Origin of the sequence: Micromonospora sp. CV4 (assembly GCF_003667455.1) — a bacterium.
In the GTDB taxonomy this organism is placed as follows: Bacteria; Actinomycetota; Actinomycetes; order Mycobacteriales; family Micromonosporaceae; genus Micromonospora.
Genome location: NZ_RCVI01000140.1, coordinates 70,095 through 84,967 on the forward strand (window position 1 = coordinate 70,095; position 14,873 = coordinate 84,967).

Sequence of the window (14,873 nt, forward strand, 5' to 3'; positions counted from 1 at the left end):
CCGGTGGGACCTTCGCCGCCCGGTTCGAGACCGTCCGCACACCCGGCCACGCGGTCGTGGTCACCGACCTCGACCGCCTGCTGCGCCAGGAGGCGCCGTTCGCGCGCACCGCGCAGACCCGGCTGGAGTTGGACGCGCGCACGCCGGACGGCCCGGCCTTCGTGGGGTTGGCGCCCACCGCCGAGGTGCGCCGCTGGCTGGAGCCGGTGCCGTACGCCTCGGTCCGCCGGGTGGCACTGGCGCGGGGTCCGCTGCCCGTCCGGCTCGACCCCGCCGGCCCGGCCGCCGGCGCCCCGACCACCGCCGGGCCGGTGACCCCCCTTGGTCGCCCGTTCTGGGTACGCGAGGGGATCGGCTCGCTGGAGTGGAGTGCGGACGACCTGGCCGGCGAGCCGATGAGCCTCGTGGTGATGCGGCCGGACGGCGGCGGCGACCTGGCTCTGGATCTGCGCGCCGAGTTGCGGGCCGGGTGGACCACCCCGGCCACCTGGGGGCTGCTGGCGGTCGGGGTGCTGCTGGTGGTGGGCGCGGCGGTGCTCCTGCTGCGCCCGCCGCGCCCCCGCGAGGTGGTCTTCGTGGTCGAGCCGGATCAGGTGCCGGTGCTCGCCGGTCGGCTCGGGGTCAGTTCGTTGAGTGGACTGGGCACCGCACCCGCCCCGGACGTCGCGGTGGCACGCTCGCTGCCGGCCGGGCGGCAGCTCACCCCGGTCGGTTCCGGCGCGGACGCGCGGCCCCGGTCGGCGATCGGCGCCGAACCTGCCCGGCCGAGCACCCTCGCCGACCTGGAGGCGCCGGCCCGGCTGCCCCGTCCCCCGGAGGTGGCGTTGAGTCTGGCCTGGCCGCCGGCCACCGCGGCGCCGACGGCCCGACCGGTCACGGTGGACGAGACGGCGAGCGGCCCTCCGCGCTGCCGACGCGGAGGGCCACCCTCACCGGGGGATCGGTGCTACCCGAGCGACGCTTGAGGTAGATGAGGTCAGATTAGCGCCAATGGTGGCTAGTGGGGAGGCCTGTCCATTTGGTGCGATTTTTCCTCAAGGTGCTTGGAGTGCACCGGTAGCGCGGCCAGCAGCAGCAGGCTGAGCAGCACGTACCCGTTCTGCAGGACGAAGTCCACCGGATCGCCGGTGCGGACCACTGCCGTGCCCCACTTCTGGAACGTCACCATTCCGTAGATGATCACTGCCGTGGTTACCAGCGCCAGCCCGGCCAACCACCGACGCCGGCGTGCCTCGTCCGGGCGGTCGGCACTCAACGCGGCGTCCGCGAGCAGCACCACCGCCGGCACGAACCAGTAGATGTGGTGGGTCCAGGTGATCGGGCTCGCCAGGGAACCGACCAGCCCGGTCAGGGTGAGGCCGGTCAAGGCGTCGCCGGCCCGGGCCGCGCGGGCCGCCCGCCACAGCCCGTACACGGCGACCACGGCGACCACCAGCAACCAGAGCAGCCGCTCCGGCTTCTCCGGAGCGGTGAACCGGCTGAGCAGGCCGAACAGCGACTGGTTACCGACGTAGTCGGTGCGCCCGACCCGATCGGTGTCCCACAGCTCGTGGGTCCAGAACCGCCACGAGTCGCTCGGGGCGATCGCCGCCGCCAGCAGAGTCGCCGCCGCCGCTGTCGCGCTCGCCACCACCGCGGCCCGCCACCGCCGGGTGGCCAGCAGGTACACGATGAAGATGCCGGGAAAGAGCTTGAGCGCCGTCGCCAGGCCGATGCCCACCCCGGCCCAGCGTCGCGCCTGCGGCACCGCGAACAGCAGGTCGGCCAGGATCAGGACGACCAGCAGCATGTTGATCTGGCCGAAGGTGAGCGTCTCGCGGGTGCTCTCCACCGCCAGCACCAGCAGCACGGCGACGCACAGGGTGAACGTTCGCGGCAGGTTGTGCCGGGCGATGACCGGCATCACCAGCCACCGGGTGGTCAGCACCACGGCCAGAACGGTGAGCACCGTGAAGATCGTCACGGTGGTTCCGAGCTTCAGCAGCCCGAACGGCCACAGCAACAGAGCGCTGAACGGCGGGTACGTGAAGTACAGCTCGCCCTGCACCCGGTCGGGTTGGACGTAGTCGTAGAGCGGGTGGCCGACCCGCCACCAGTCCATCGCCGACATGTAGATCTTCAGGTCGAAGAAGTTGTGCACCAGGCCGGGCAGGTAGAGCGCCGGCAGCACGGCGATCAGCGCCACCACCGCGACGAGCCGACGGACCGTACGGCCGCCGGGATCGTCGTCGGTGACGGCGGGCGGTGCGACGGGTTCGGCTGGCACTCCGAAACCCTAGCGGGCCGCTCGGTCGAGAGCGCGCAGCCGCGGGTCGTGGGCGGCGCGTAGGCTGTCCCGGTGGCTGATCTCCTCGTCTGGATCGACTGTGAAATGACCGGTTTGGACCTCGGCAGGGACAAGCTGATCGAGGTTGCGGCACTGGTCACCGATCCTGACCTCAACGTGCTGGGTGATGGCGTCGACGTGGTGATCCACGCCGACGAGGCCGCGCTGGAGGCGATGCCGGAGATCGTCCGGACGATGCACGCCAAGTCCGGCCTCACCGAGGAGGTGCGCCGCTCCGCGGTGACCCTGGCCGAGGCCGAGGACCGGGTTCTGGAGTACGTCAGCGGCTTCGTCAAGGATCCGCGTACCGCGCCGCTCTGTGGCAACTCGATCGCCACCGACCGGGGCTTCATCGCCCGGGACATGCCCCGCCTCGACGCGCACCTGCACTACCGGATGATCGACGTGTCGTCGATCAAGGAGTTGTGCCGCCGCTGGTACCCCCGCGTGTACTTCGGCCAGCCGCAGAAGGGCCTGGCGCACCGCGCGCTGGCCGACATCCGGGAGAGCATCCGGGAGTTGGAGTACTACCGGCGGACCATCTTCGTCCCGCTGCCCGGCCCCGACGTGGAGACCGCCAAGGGAATCGCCGCCGACCTCTGACCTGTCGCCGGGGTGAGCCGGCAACCCGCTGGACGGGGTCCGGCGCGGTGTGGCTATTATTGGTCCGCACCCCGCCCGGGGCGATCGACCGGGCGACGGCGGCATGGTGGCTGTAGCTCAGTTGGCAGAGCACCGGGTTGTGGTCCCGGTTGTCGTGGGTTCAATTCCCATCAGTCACCCAGCTAGTGGATCTCAGGCCCCCTCCCACGAGGGGGCCTGAGCCGTTTGTGGGGACTGACGGTCAGAGGACCACGGGCGGATCGGCGCAAATACGAAAGCCCCCTCCGCCGCGGAGGGGGCTTTCGTCGTTTCGGCTGCCTCAGGCGGTCGGCGTGGGCGTCGGGGTGCCGGCGTCCGGGGTCGGCGAGGTGTCCGGGTCGGCGGGCGGCTCGTACGGCAGCGCGCTGCCCTTGACGTACTCGTCCCAGCTCATGTTCCAGTCGGTCCAGCCGTTGCCGTTCTGGAGCTTCCGCTCGGTGCCCTTGACGGTGATCGGGTCACCGACCCGGGTGTTCTTGAACAGCCAGTCGCCGTTGGCCATCGACACGTTCACACAGCCGTGTGAGACGTTCGTGGTGCCCTGCTGCCCCTCGGACCAGGGCGCGGCGTGGATGAACTCCCCGCCCCAGGTGAGCCGCTGGGCGAAGTCAATCTTGGTGCGGTAGCCCTCCTCGGGGCCCAGCTCCTCCATGGTGTCGAAGACCGTCTTGCGCAGCTTCTCGATCACCACCATGGTGCCGCTGGACGACGGGGTGCTCTTCTTGCCCAGGCTGACCGGGATGGTCTTCACCACGGAGCCGTTCCGGGTCACCGTCATCCGCTTGGTCTTGTTGTCCACGGTCATGACCACCGCTGCGCCGATCTTGATGTCCACGGTCAGGTCGGCGCGGCCGTACCAGCCGTCCCCCATCGGCAGGCCGCCGGCCTGCACCCGGTAGGAGACCTTGCTGTCGGCCTTCCAGAACTGCTTCGGCCGGTACCGGATCTCGGTGGGGCTGACCCAGTGCCAGATGCCCTCCTGGGCCGGCGTCGAGGTCACCGTCATCCGGCGCTGCACGTCGTCGCGGTAGTCCTCCGGGATGGCGCGGCTGAACTTCACGATCAGCGGCATCCCGACCCCGACCACCTGGTTGTCGCCGAGGAAGCTGCTCACCCGCACCTGGTTGCCCGGCTTGGCCATGGTGGTGAAGGTGCTGGTCGCGGTGGCCGGACGGCCGTCGTCGCCGGTGGCGGTCACCGTGGCGGTGTAGCTCGTGCCGTACTCCAGTGCCCCGGCCGGCAGCCAGGTCTTGCCGTCCGCGCTGACGGAGCCCTCGACCGCCTTGCCGGCCGCGTCCTTGAGCTCGACGGCGGTCTCGACGGCGTCCTTCGTGGTGAAGGTGATGCCGGTGGACGCTGGCACGTCCTTGGCGTCGGTCGCCGGTTCGCTGATGGTCGCCGCCGCCTTCGGCGCCGGACTCTCGCTGCCGCCCTGCCACGAAGACGGCTTACCGCCGTCACCGTCGGTACAGGCGGAGGTGAAGGCCAGTGCCACGGCGAGAAGCCCCGCCGCGAACACGCGGCGTCGCCCACCGGGCCGGATCAGCTGGTCCTGGCTAGCTCGCATGATTCCCTCACAGTCGTGGTCCCTGACCCATCGTCTCCTACTGACGCACCAGGACCGGCCCTGGTTGCACAGGGTGAACCGGAACACGCCGACGATGATGCCGGAATTTTGTTAAAATCCGGCGTTTCGTGAGTCTGGCTCGTCTCCGTGCCGGGACTGAGGGGTCGCCGCGGGCGCCGTCGCGCCGCGGGCAGTGCAAGGGTACGCGCCGGCCCGCGCGGTCGCACGGGCCGGCGTGGGGCCGGAGTACGGCTCAAAGCGCCGGGCCGGACCCACCCGCGGGCACCGGCAGCGCACTGCCCTTGACGAACTGCGACCAGCTCAGGCTCCACGCCGTCCAGCCGTTGCCGGCGGCGAGCCTGCGCTCGGTCCCCTTCACCGTGATCGGGTCACCGATCCGCGTCTTGCCGAACAGCCACCGGGCGTTCGCCGTCGACACGTTCACGCAGCCGTGCGAGACGTTCTGCCGCCCCTGCACGTGCTCCGACCAGGGCGCGGCGTGGATGTACTCGCCACCCCAGGTGAGCCGCTGGGCGAAGTCGATCTCGGTGACGTAGCGGTTGGCCGGGTCCGGGTCGTCGCGGGTGTCGAAGACCGTGGACTCCTTCTTCTCCATCACCACCATCGTGCCGCTGGACGACGGGGTGCTCTTCTTGCCCAGGCTCACCGGCACGGTGCGGACCAGCGCGCCGTTCTCGTACACCGTCATCTTCTTGGTGGCGTTGTCGACCTTCATCACGAACGACCGGCCGATCTTGGCGGTGGCCTTGCGGTCGACGTCGCCGTAGCGGCCGTTGCTCAGCGGCACCCCGGCCAGGGCGATCCGTACGGTGAGCGTCGTGCCCGGCTTCCAGTACTCCGGCGCCCGGTAGTAAGCCTGCGTGCCGTTGTCGACCCAGTGCCACGCCCCCGGCTGCGGCGGGTCGGTGCGGACGAACATTCGTTTCTGCACCGCCGCCCGGTCCTTCTTCGGGATGCCCGGGTGGAACTCGGTGACCACCGGCATGGCCACGCCGTAGCTCTTGTCGTCGAAGAGGTAGAGGCCGGACCCGACGGTCGACCGAGGCTTGGCCATCGTGGTGAAGCTGCTGGTGCCCTGGCTGCTCGTCCCGTCGGCCCCGGTCGCCGTCACCGTGGCGGTGTACCTGGTGCCGTACTTCAGCGGGGCGTTCGGCACCCAGGCGGAGCCGTCGGTGCGCAGCGTGCCCGCGACCGCGCCGCCGCTCGCGGCGGTCAGGGTGACCGTGGACACCTTCGCGCCGTCCGGGAGCTTCGCGCTGATCTCCGTACTCACCGGCTTGTTCTTCGTGCCGTCGCCCGGGCTCAGCGCGAGCGCGGGCCCGCTCGGCGCGGCCGGCGTCGTCGGCTCCGCCGCGCCGGGCTCGGCGCTCGCGCTTGCGCTCGGCTCGGACCCGCCGACGAACTCCGGGTTCTTCTGCTCGTCGCCGCAGGCGGTCAGTGCCAGCGACGCCACCAGGGCCAGAGCGCCCACCACCGCCCCGGCTCGCGTGAACCGTGCCATCCCCACCTCTGTTCTCGCGTACCTGGCGGACATCGTGCCGCATCACCGCCTTGGCAGACGGTCCCGTCCTCGTCGCGCGGACCGTTTTGAGACCTTTTGCCCGCTAAGCTCGACCGAAGGGGGGACCCGGGCAACCGGATTGGAGCCCGGCTCGGCGGGGTGCTAATGTTCTCTCCGTTGCCGACGAGCGCCGCTAGCTCAACTGGCAGAGCAGCGGACTCTTAATCCGCGGGTTCGGGGTTCGAGTCCCTGGCGGCGCACCAGCAATAATCTGGGCATTCACCCTCACGGGTGGGTGCCCAGATGTCGTTTCGGGGTGAGTGACGCGGGTCCGGGGGCGTGGTCGCCAGGCACCCTCATACCTCAGAGTCATATTTATGCCTCAGAGGTATACGACTCTGTGCCAACTGTCCCGCCCCCCGCGGAAGGGAAGCCAAGACCTGCGCAACGTCGGAGAAATGGTTGCCTCGGCATGTCGGGCTCTCCGCTGTCGTGGCTGATCCCATGCGTACCGGCACCCCGGACACGATCCTCGTCTGCGTCCGAGGCAACTCCGGCTCGGGCAAGAGCAGCATCGCCCGGGAGCTGCGCCGCCGCCACGGCCGGGGCTGCGCACTGGTCGAACAGGACTATCTACGGCGCATCGTGCTCCGGGAGCGGGACCGGCCGGGTGGCCTGGCGCCGGCGTTGATCGAGCAGACCGTCCGTTTCGCGCTCGACCACCGCTACCACGTGGTGCTGGAGGGCATCCTGTTCTCCCGTCACTACCGGAGCATGCTGACGTCGCTCCGCGACGGCCATCGGGGGCGGTCGCTGCTCTGCTACCTAGACGTGTCGTTGCCGGAAACTCTGCGTCGGCACCTCACGCGTCCGCAGGCCGGGGAGTTCACCGCCGAGGACATGAGCGGTTGGTACGTCCCGCACGACGTCCTGGGCTGGCCCGACGAACTCGTCATCCCGGAGACCACCGGCCTGGAGGACGCCGTGGCGTTCATCGCTGCGGCTGCTGGACTGCCCCAGGCCGGCTGCGACGACGACGTGCTCCCGATGGTCCCGTGACTCGCGCCGGGCAGGGTGCTCTTTCGAGACGTTCAACGCAGCCAGCGGACGCGCTCTTCGATTCCGCCGATCGCTGTCCGCCACACAGCGCTGAACAGCCCGCCCTGGAGGGACGCGAGTTGGCGACGGGCGCCCCAGCCGGCGACTGGCCGGTCGGCGACCCGAAACAGATCATCGAGGTAATCCAGGGGCGAACCCACGGCCAGATGCTTCAGCACACCGTCGAGCTCGAACGCCTCCGAGATCTCCCGAATGAGGTCACGGTTGGCGATGAACAATGTCGGGACCCACTGCGCCGGCGGAAACCTCAGGCTGTAGGTGATGAGGTCGAAGTCGAAGGTGTGTTCGTCGTCAGGCTCCGTCGCAGTGCTGCCCATGCCGTCCAGGAAGCTTTCCCACCCCTCGATGGAAGCCAATTCATGGGCTTCGGTCCTGGCCACATACTTGCGCATGGATTCCGCGGATCTGAATAGGAGCAGGTGACTCTGAGCGCCGAGGAATGCCGCGTCGGTCTGTTGGTCGTCGAGGTGCGCGCGAAGCGTGTATCCCCTTTCGCCGGACCGAAGTGTGATGGCAATCGGGTGAATAGTTGAACGCGGGTCAGCTGAGGTGGCCGACCGGCTCGCGCCCGGGAAGCCCGGGTGCGTCCACTGTGCTCTGGGATTCTCGCGTTCGCGGGTCTCGCGTTCCCGTTCCTGACGTTCCCGGGCTTCCCGTTCGCGGCTCTGACCCTCGCGCTTCTGACGTTCGCGGTCCTGGCGTTCGCGGTCCTGGCGTTGGCGGGTGTCGCGCTCGCGGTCCCGGCGTTCCCGGGTCTGACGCTCGCGGTCATGATGTGCGCGAGTGTGGACATCTGTAAGGTGCTGGTACGCCGCGTTGATCCGCTGCATTTGCCGGGTGACTTCCTCCCGGACCTTCGCAGGGCTCGACTGATGCCTGTCCGGATGCCAGATCTGCGCGAGAACGAGGTAACGTTCCCGAATCTCCGCGACCGACGATTCACGTGTCACGCCGAGAAGCGTGTACGGATCCTGTCCGTCAGGAAACATGGTATCCACCGGATCTTATAAACAATCGGGGCGCGTGCCCGTTGATCATAACAGCAATTGTCGATACTTACGCGCCCCGGCTCCACCGCCCGCGGCGAGTCGTTACCGCTGTCCGTGGGAGTGCATCCGCGCCGGATAGGTTCGCGTGTGGTGGGTAGACGGCGCGCGTGCCCGCGAACCAGGAGGCGACAGCCGCCGTCGACCCGGCGCCGCAGCGGCGGTCCCTGGTTGGCCGGAGGTTGGCTGGCCTGCGGAGACGTGGGCAACGCCTGGTACGCGCCCGCGCCTGGCGGTTACGCCTGTTCGGTCTGCTCGCTGTGCAGGCCGGCATCGCGGCGGCGATCGCCTGGTTCGTGGCCTACCAGTTCCTGGACAACTCCAGCCCGGTCTTCGCACCGACCACCGCGGTCGGCATCGTGGCCGCCGCGATGGGCTCACGCCTGCGCCGTACCGCTGAGCTGCTGGCCGGGGTGGTCCTCGGACTCGCTGTCGGTGACACGCTCATGCCGCTGTTCGGCATCGGGCCCTGGCAGACCGGCCTGGTGGTCGTGTTGGCGATCATCGTCGCCATCCTGCTCAAGGGCGGTGGTTCACTGCTCACCCAGGCTGGTGGTACCGCCGTGCTCATCGCCACCCTGGAGCCGCCGGTGCGTGACCTGTCCGTTCCCCGCTTCGTCGACGCCGCGGTCGGAGGGCTGATCGGGCTGGCGGTCGGTCTGCTGCTGGTGCCCATCCACCCGCAGCGGACGGTGCAGCGGCTGGCCGAACCCGTCCTCGATCCGGGTATGGCCGCCATGCACGACCTGGCCGCCGCGCTACGCGCGCGTGATCTCGGTGAGGCTCAGCGGAGCCTACGACGACTGCGTGACCTCGACCCCCGGTTGACCGCGCTGGAGGAGGGGCTCAGCGCGGCCCAGGAGGTGGTGCGGTTAGCGCCACTACGCTGGCGCGACCGCACCTCCCTGGCCTTCTACACCGAGGCCGTCCGGCATCTGGAGCGCACCCTGCACAGCTGCCGGTCGATCGCACGCCGACTCACGACAGCCCTCAAGGATGATGAACCGATACCCGCCGAGCTGCCGGCGGCCATCGACCTGCTCGCCAACGGTGTGCAGACCCTGCGGTCCAGCATCCGTGCCCGCGAGGGGCCCCACAAGGCGCGCGAGCAGATCCTGATGGCCGTCGAGCTGGTCGGACGGGCGCAGGGAGAAGCGGGGTTGGACCCCACCCGCCCGCACACCCACCGGTTGGGCTACTCCGGGCTGATCGTCGTGGGTGAGTTCCGGACAGCCGCGCACGACCTGCTCATCGCCAGCGGGTTGGACGCCGAGCGGGCGGCCGACCTGGTGCGGCGGGCCGTCGATCAGGACGAGCAGGACTGAGCCGCGGGGGCTGGCTCGAACAGGCCGGCGGGCGGCAGGTGGCGGCCTTCCCTGACGTGCGAGTAGTCGCGAGCCTCGGCCACGAGGCCAGCCTCGTCGAAGCGCAGCAGGGTGCAGCCCGAGATGGTCGTGGCCGCACCCTTGACGTAGATCACCGACCAGTACTCCACGGCGGCCGCCTGCCCGTCGACCTGCGGCTCGGCGAACCACACCTCCGCGGGGTCGGACTCCTCGGCGAAGCACTCCGTCAGGTAGGCACGGAGGCCGGAACGCCCCCGGTACGGGCGGAACATCGAGGCCCAGTGGTCGCCGTCCTCACTCTGCAGGGCGGCGATCGCCTCGACGTCCCGGACCGGCCAGGCTTCGGTCCACGTCCGGGCCCACCGCTGGGCCAGCTCTCGAGTGTCCACGACCGTCTCCTTCGCCCACCCGCATTCCCGCGTCACCGCAGTGGTATCAGGGACCCCTGACATCCCCACGGGGCACGGTCCGCGCCTGATCCGCGAGCCGCGCGACCGTCCGGGCCAGGATCTTCGCCCGCGTCTCGGGTGTGCGGGCATTGAGCAGCGGCAGGATCACGGCGTACCGGCCGGAGCGGCCGAGCTGCTCGAAGGCGGCGTCGCTTGGCGATCCGCAGCCAGGCCTCGCCCCGCACGTCGTGGTGCGCGGCGAGCCAGGTCTCCCATGCCGTGGCGTCGGCGAAGTCGAGCACCTCGTACGTCACGCCGACCTCATGGACGAGAGGACGTCGAGGTAGTGCGGGTTGCTCATGACGCCGAGCACGTTGCCGAACGGGTCGACCACCGCCGCGGTGACGAACCCCTGGTCGCCGTGCGGAGTGATCGGCTGGTACTCCGTGGCGCCCAACGCCAGCAGTCGCTCGACGGTCGCGTCGAGGTCGTCGACGTGCCAGTGCATGACGGCGCCGCCGGGGCCGGTCGCGCCGGGCGGCGCGTACCGGCGGTCGATGATGCCCAGCTCCGCCTGGTAGTCGCCCACGCGGAACTCGGCGTAGGCGGGGCGTCCGTCGGGGCCGGTGCGCAGGAAGTACGCCTCCAGTCCCAGGAACTCCGCGTACCAGTCGGTCGCCGCTGCCACGTCGTCCGCCCAGATGTTGAGTGTGGCGAATCCTCGCAGGCTCATCAGTTTCCCCTCGTCGATGGGTTCTGCGGCCACGCTATCGGCGATTGCGGAAGCTCCCGTTCCTCAATGGCAGCCTCGTCAGAACAGGGTCAGGGGCCCGACCGGTATCGGCTCGGGTAGGGCTTCGAGCTCCGGTACGCGCGCTCGTACCTCATCGTGGAAGCGGCGCGCGAGCACGGGCGCGTCGGCGTTGTCCGGGGTGTGGACGAACATCGTCGGTGAGCGACCCTCGCGCAACCATCCGGCGACGACGTCGACCCAGCGCTGCCACCCTTCGACCGTTCGCGTGGTGTCGTCCCGCCCGAGGTAGCGGACGATCGGCCGGTCGGTCAGGGCCAGCGAACGGAGCGGCACGCGCGGCTTCTTGAGCCAGGCGTCCCGCTCCGCGTCGCTGGTCGGTGGGCTGGCGAAGAACGCGGTGGTGTCGAAGGGGACCCACTCCGCGGCCGCGGCGGTGAGGGCCTCGGCCAGGAGCCGGGCCGCGCGCGGTTCGGTGAAGAACGCGGGATGGCGGACCTCGACGGCGTACCGGTGGGAGCGGGGGAGCCGGCCCAGGAAGCGGCTCAGGGTGGGGACGTCGGCGGGCGAGAACGACCCGGGCAACTGGATCCACAGCGCATGGGCGCGTGGGCCGAGCGGCTCGATCGCGTCCAGGAACGCACGCAGCGGCTCGTCGGCGTCGGTGAGCCGGCGTTGGTGGGTGACGATCTTGGGAAGCTTGAGGACGAACCGGAAGTCGGGATCCGTCTGCGCGGCCCAGGACGCCACGGTGTCCCGGGACGGGGTGGCGTAGAACGTCGTGTTGCCCTCGACGGCGTCGCACCAGCTGGCGTAGTGCCGTAGGCGCTCCTGCGGCGGAAGTGGATGCGCCAGCAGCCGGCCCTGCCACGACCGGTTGGTCCACATCGCGCACCCCACGTGCAGACGCACAGCGGCTATCCGACGATCAGGTCGAGGGTGGCGAGGTCTGCCGGGTCGGCCACCACCTCGATGCCGATGATCCGGTCGGTGACGATGAAGCTGAGCGCGAGCCGGACGTTCCCGCCGCGCTCCACGACCGCCCCTGGCAGGCCGTCGACGTACGCCGGAGTCGCGCCCTGGGCCCGGCCGTTGAAGAAGCCGGCGATGGTGGCCGAGCCGTGCGACTCGGCGACCGACCCCAGGCTCGCGGCCACCGGATCGGCGCGCATCACGACGTGCGGGTCGAGCAGGCTGACCAGGTCGTCGAACCGGCCCTCGCGCGAGGCGGCGAGGAAGGCCTCGACCAGTCGCCGTTGACGTGCCGGGTCCGCCTCCCGGACGGTCCCGCCCTGGTTGACCCTGCGGCGGGCCCGGCTGGCGATCTGGCGGACGGCGGCGGGACTGCGGTCGACCACCGCGGCGATTTCCTCGAACGAGACCGCGAACATGTCGTGCAGGACGAAGACGAACCGTTCGGTCGGCGCGAGGGTGTCCAGGACGACCAGGAGCGCCCGGCCGACCGACTCGGTCAGCAGCGCCTCACGCTCGGGGTCGACCGGGGCGCCGTCGGTCGGGTCGGGCTCCGGTGCGGCGGTGTCCCATGGCTGCTCCGGACGGGCGGTACGCGTGCGCAGCCGGTCCAGGCAGACCCGGCCGACCGTGGTCGTCAACCATCCCGGCAGGTTGTCGATGCCCGCGACATCCGCTCGACTGAGCCGCAACCAGGTGTCCTGGACGGCATCCTCGGCCTCCGTGCCGGAGCCCAGCATCCGGTGGGCGACCGCCCGTAGCCGCGAGCGGTTCTCCTCGAAGCGCCGGGCCAGCAGATCCGCCTCGATCATGATCTCCCCACCCCCGGGCGCTCCATGAGTGCGTTGTGACCGCCGCCACATCTGTCACGCCGTCGGCTGCCCGGCCGACATCCCAGTGACAACCGGGACGGCCTCGTACCGCGACGCACGCCGGGCAGCCTAACAAGACGGGACGACCGACATGATCATCGAACCGCGCATCCAGAACCCCGCCAGCCTGCTGCCGGACATCGTGAAGGCGATCAATCTGCTCTACAAGGCCGCGCATTCGGCCGGGGTGCCGGGCAGCACGTTGGAGCTGGTGCACCTGCGGGTCAGCCAGATCAACGGGTGTGGCGCCTGCGTCGACTCGGGTGCCCGGGGCGCCCGGAAGGCGGGCGAGACCGAGGAGCGGCTGTTCGCGGTGGCCGCCTGGCGGGAGACTCCGTACTTCACGGAGGCGGAGCGGGCCGCGCTGGCGCTCGCGGAGGCCGCCACCCGGCTGGCCGACCGGGCCGACGCGGTGCCGGACGACGTCTGGGCCGAGGCGGCCCGGCACTTCGGCGAGAAGGAGCTCGCCGCGATCGTGGTCTGGGTGGCCACCAGCAACTTCTTCAACCGGCTCAACGTCACCACCCGCCAGCCGGCCCCGCAGAACTGGGGCTGACCGCCGCTGGGCTCGGTCACCTGATGCTCGATGTTCCGAGCATCAGGTGACCGGTCGCTCTGATCGTCAACTTGTGGTTGACGCCAAGATGGCGTCAACCTATGGTTGACGCATGACGGATCCTCTTCAGATGACCAACCCCGTTCGCCTCGACGACCTGATCCAGGCGATCAAGAAGGCGCACAGCGACGCGCTCGACCAGCTCACCGACGCGGTGATCGCCGCCGACCACCTCGGTGACGTCGCCGACCATCTGATCGGTCACTTCGTCGACCAGGCCCGGCGCTCGGGCGCCTCCTGGACCGACATCGGCCGCAGCATGGGGGTCAGCAAGCAGGCCGCACAGAAGCGCTTCGTGCCGAAGGCCTCGACCGAGGCGGCGGCGCTCGACCCGAACGCCGGCTTCGGTCGGTTCACCACCCGGGCCCGCAATGTGGTGATGGCCTCCCAGGAGGAGGCCCGCGCCAGTGGCCATGCCGAAATCGGCCCCGAGCACCTGGTGCTGGGCCTGCTGGCCGAGCCGGACGGGCTGGCCGCCAAGGTGCTGGTCGGCCGGGGGGCCTCCCCGGAGGCGGTACGCGAGGCGGTGGGTGCCGCCCTCGGGCCGCCGGCCGACCAGGTCCCGGACCTCATCCCGTACGACGCGCGCGGCAAGAAGGCGCTGGAGCTGACCTTCCGGGAGGCGCTGCGGCTCGGGCACAACTACATCGGCACCGAGCACATCCTGCTGGCCCTGCTGGAGCAGGAGGGCGGCGCGGGCGTGCTCACCAACCTCGGCCTGGAGAAGGCGGCCGTCGAGGCAGACCTGTCCGCCGCCCTCGCCGCGGCCGTCGGGCAGAAGTGACCTCCCGCGATCAGGGCGTCGGGAAGCCGTAACGGAGGGCGTGCTCCGGATCGGTCGGGTCGATCTGGCGCACGCCCGCGTCGGCGAGGCGCTTGTTGACCTCGTCGAGCTGCTCGCGCACCAGCCGGGCCTCCTCCTCGGTGACCCGTCCCCGGTGTGGTTTGCCGGCGTGGTCCAGCGTCCCGTAGTCGATCTTCTCGGCGCCCCTGCGGGCCTTCGGCGGGCGGACCCGCTCGGCCGTCTTCAGCAGTTGCGCCATCGGCACGTCGGTGGCCATCGCGTCGAACTCGCTGGCGGTCAGCACCACCCGGCGCGGCTCGCCGCCACCGTGCCGGTCGTGGATCTCGACCACCGCGACGTCCAGCGCGGCGTCGTCGATGTTCTCCACCTCGGTCGGGGTGGCGTCCAGTTGCACGGGCCCGGCGACCAGGTCCGGGTGCTCCAGGACGACGACGCGGACCACCTCGTCGTCGTCCTGCAGGACCGTGCCGGTGAAGTCGGAGACGTGGATCGTCTTCTTGCCCATGCGCGGAGATTCTCCTGTCGAAGGCCGGATTTCGGACCAGAAGAAGTTACCCGACAGGTGTGCGAAAGCCCGCGTTGGACAGCCCGGGTGTGTCGTGGCCGGCGCCGTGGTGGGTCAGCGGGTGTTGAGCCCCCGCCGTGCGGAACTGCCGGCCGGCAGCTTGTTCAGCTCTGACCAGGACAGGGCGTCCGCGCCTCCCGTCGTACGGGTCCCGCGGTACCGCGGCTGGGCCGGGAAACGGCCAGCGGGCTCCGTTGCCCGCCAGAGTCGCTCGGGGTCCTGGTGGTAGCGGTCGTTCGGCTGAATCGGCATGACCATACCGTCCCAAACAAAGGTGTCCATGTATGGAAATACCTATGACGGTCGATCAGTGCCGAGGGTTCCGGGTGCGCGAA

The 14,873-nt window shown here is 70.2% G+C and carries 15 protein-coding genes, 2 tRNA genes and 1 pseudogene; 8 read left to right on the forward strand and 10 right to left on the reverse strand.

Annotated elements, in window-relative coordinates:
• Nucleotides 1-425: 425 nt before the first annotated feature.
• Nucleotides 426-737 (forward strand): annotated as a pseudogene (locus EAD98_RS31425) (hypothetical protein); the annotation flags it as partial.
• Nucleotides 738-997: 260 nt separating this feature from the next.
• On the opposite strand, the gene EAD98_RS02075 reads toward EAD98_RS31425, so the two are convergent.
• Nucleotides 998-2,266, reverse strand: a complete 1,269-nt coding sequence (locus EAD98_RS02075) for a glycosyltransferase 87 family protein (RefSeq protein WP_121652383.1) — start codon at nucleotides 2,264-2,266, stop codon at nucleotides 998-1,000.
• Nucleotides 2,267-2,338: 72 nt separating this feature from the next.
• On the opposite strand from EAD98_RS02075, the gene orn reads away from it, so the two are divergent.
• Nucleotides 2,339-2,929 carry an oligoribonuclease gene (gene orn / locus EAD98_RS02080; RefSeq protein ID WP_121652384.1) on the forward strand — a complete coding sequence of 197 codons (591 nt, stop codon included), beginning with the start codon at nucleotides 2,339-2,341 and terminating at the stop codon, nucleotides 2,927-2,929.
• A gap of 106 nt (nucleotides 2,930-3,035) precedes the next feature.
• Nucleotides 3,036-3,108: transfer RNA gene (locus tag EAD98_RS02085), tRNA-His, on the forward strand.
• A gap of 140 nt (nucleotides 3,109-3,248) precedes the next feature.
• On the opposite strand, the gene EAD98_RS02090 is transcribed toward EAD98_RS02085, so the two are convergent.
• Together EAD98_RS02090 and EAD98_RS02095 are read right to left on the reverse strand one after the other, a co-directional pair.
• Nucleotides 3,249-4,535, reverse strand: a complete 1,287-nt coding sequence (locus EAD98_RS02090) for an Ig-like domain-containing protein (RefSeq protein WP_121652385.1) — start codon at nucleotides 4,533-4,535, stop codon at nucleotides 3,249-3,251.
• Between the two features lie 253 nt (nucleotides 4,536-4,788).
• The gene (locus EAD98_RS02095) at nucleotides 4,789-6,057 is read right to left on the reverse strand and encodes an Ig-like domain-containing protein (protein WP_121652386.1); all 1,269 of its coding nucleotides are present in this window, start codon (nucleotides 6,055-6,057) and stop codon (nucleotides 4,789-4,791) included.
• Nucleotides 6,058-6,244: 187 nt separating this feature from the next.
• Between EAD98_RS02095 and EAD98_RS02100 the strand changes: the two genes are divergently transcribed.
• Nucleotides 6,245-6,320, forward strand: a tRNA-Lys gene (locus EAD98_RS02100).
• A 241-nt stretch (nucleotides 6,321-6,561) separates the two neighbouring features.
• Nucleotides 6,562-7,116 (forward strand): kinase, encoded by a 555-nt coding sequence (locus EAD98_RS02105; RefSeq protein WP_121652387.1) that lies wholly within the window; start codon nucleotides 6,562-6,564, stop codon nucleotides 7,114-7,116.
• A gap of 32 nt (nucleotides 7,117-7,148) precedes the next feature.
• On the opposite strand, the gene EAD98_RS02110 is transcribed toward EAD98_RS02105, so the two are convergent.
• Nucleotides 7,149-8,165: a J domain-containing protein gene (locus EAD98_RS02110; protein WP_121652388.1), complete on the reverse strand. Its 1,017-nt coding sequence runs from the start codon at nucleotides 8,163-8,165 to the stop codon at nucleotides 7,149-7,151.
• A gap of 167 nt (nucleotides 8,166-8,332) precedes the next feature.
• On the opposite strand from EAD98_RS02110, the gene EAD98_RS02115 reads away from it, so the two are divergent.
• Entirely contained in the window at nucleotides 8,333-9,547 is a 1,215-nt protein-coding gene (locus EAD98_RS02115) for an aromatic acid exporter family protein (protein WP_121652389.1), read from the forward strand.
• Here the strand turns inward: EAD98_RS02115 and EAD98_RS02120 are convergent.
• The 5 genes from EAD98_RS02120 to EAD98_RS02145 all read right to left on the reverse strand — a co-directional run bounded on the left by EAD98_RS02120 (nucleotide 9,529) and on the right by EAD98_RS02145 (nucleotide 12,492).
• A complete protein-coding gene (locus EAD98_RS02120) occupies nucleotides 9,529-9,957 on the reverse strand; it encodes a nuclear transport factor 2 family protein (protein ID WP_158609760.1) in 429 nt (142 codons plus the stop codon). The genes EAD98_RS02115 and EAD98_RS02120 overlap by 19 nt on opposite strands.
• A 46-nt stretch (nucleotides 9,958-10,003) precedes the next feature.
• A complete protein-coding gene (locus tag EAD98_RS02125; protein ID WP_233583681.1) occupies nucleotides 10,004-10,126 on the reverse strand; it encodes a hypothetical protein in 123 nt (40 codons plus the stop codon).
• A gap of 141 nt (nucleotides 10,127-10,267) precedes the next feature.
• Complete coding sequence (locus EAD98_RS02135; RefSeq protein WP_121652391.1) at nucleotides 10,268-10,690, reverse strand: VOC family protein; 423 nt, start codon at nucleotides 10,688-10,690, stop codon at nucleotides 10,268-10,270.
• A gap of 78 nt (nucleotides 10,691-10,768) precedes the next feature.
• On the reverse strand, nucleotides 10,769-11,596 hold the full coding sequence (locus EAD98_RS02140) for a DUF72 domain-containing protein (RefSeq protein WP_199723253.1): 828 nt from the start codon (nucleotides 11,594-11,596) through the stop codon (nucleotides 10,769-10,771).
• A 29-nt stretch (nucleotides 11,597-11,625) separates the two neighbouring features.
• A complete protein-coding gene (locus EAD98_RS02145) occupies nucleotides 11,626-12,492 on the reverse strand; it encodes a sigma-70 family RNA polymerase sigma factor (protein WP_121652393.1) in 867 nt (288 codons plus the stop codon).
• A 151-nt stretch (nucleotides 12,493-12,643) separates the two neighbouring features.
• Between EAD98_RS02145 and EAD98_RS02150 the strand changes: the two genes are divergently transcribed.
• Nucleotides 12,644-13,108 (forward strand): carboxymuconolactone decarboxylase family protein, encoded by a 465-nt coding sequence (locus EAD98_RS02150; RefSeq protein WP_199723235.1) that lies wholly within the window; start codon nucleotides 12,644-12,646, stop codon nucleotides 13,106-13,108.
• A gap of 112 nt (nucleotides 13,109-13,220) precedes the next feature.
• Complete coding sequence (locus EAD98_RS02155; RefSeq protein ID WP_121652394.1) at nucleotides 13,221-13,952, forward strand: Clp protease N-terminal domain-containing protein; 732 nt, start codon at nucleotides 13,221-13,223, stop codon at nucleotides 13,950-13,952.
• Between the two features lie 10 nt (nucleotides 13,953-13,962).
• On the opposite strand, the gene EAD98_RS02160 is transcribed toward EAD98_RS02155, so the two are convergent.
• Nucleotides 13,963-14,478: a hypothetical protein gene (locus tag EAD98_RS02160; protein WP_121652395.1), complete on the reverse strand. Its 516-nt coding sequence runs from the start codon at nucleotides 14,476-14,478 to the stop codon at nucleotides 13,963-13,965.
• Nucleotides 14,479-14,873: the final 395 nt, after the last annotated feature.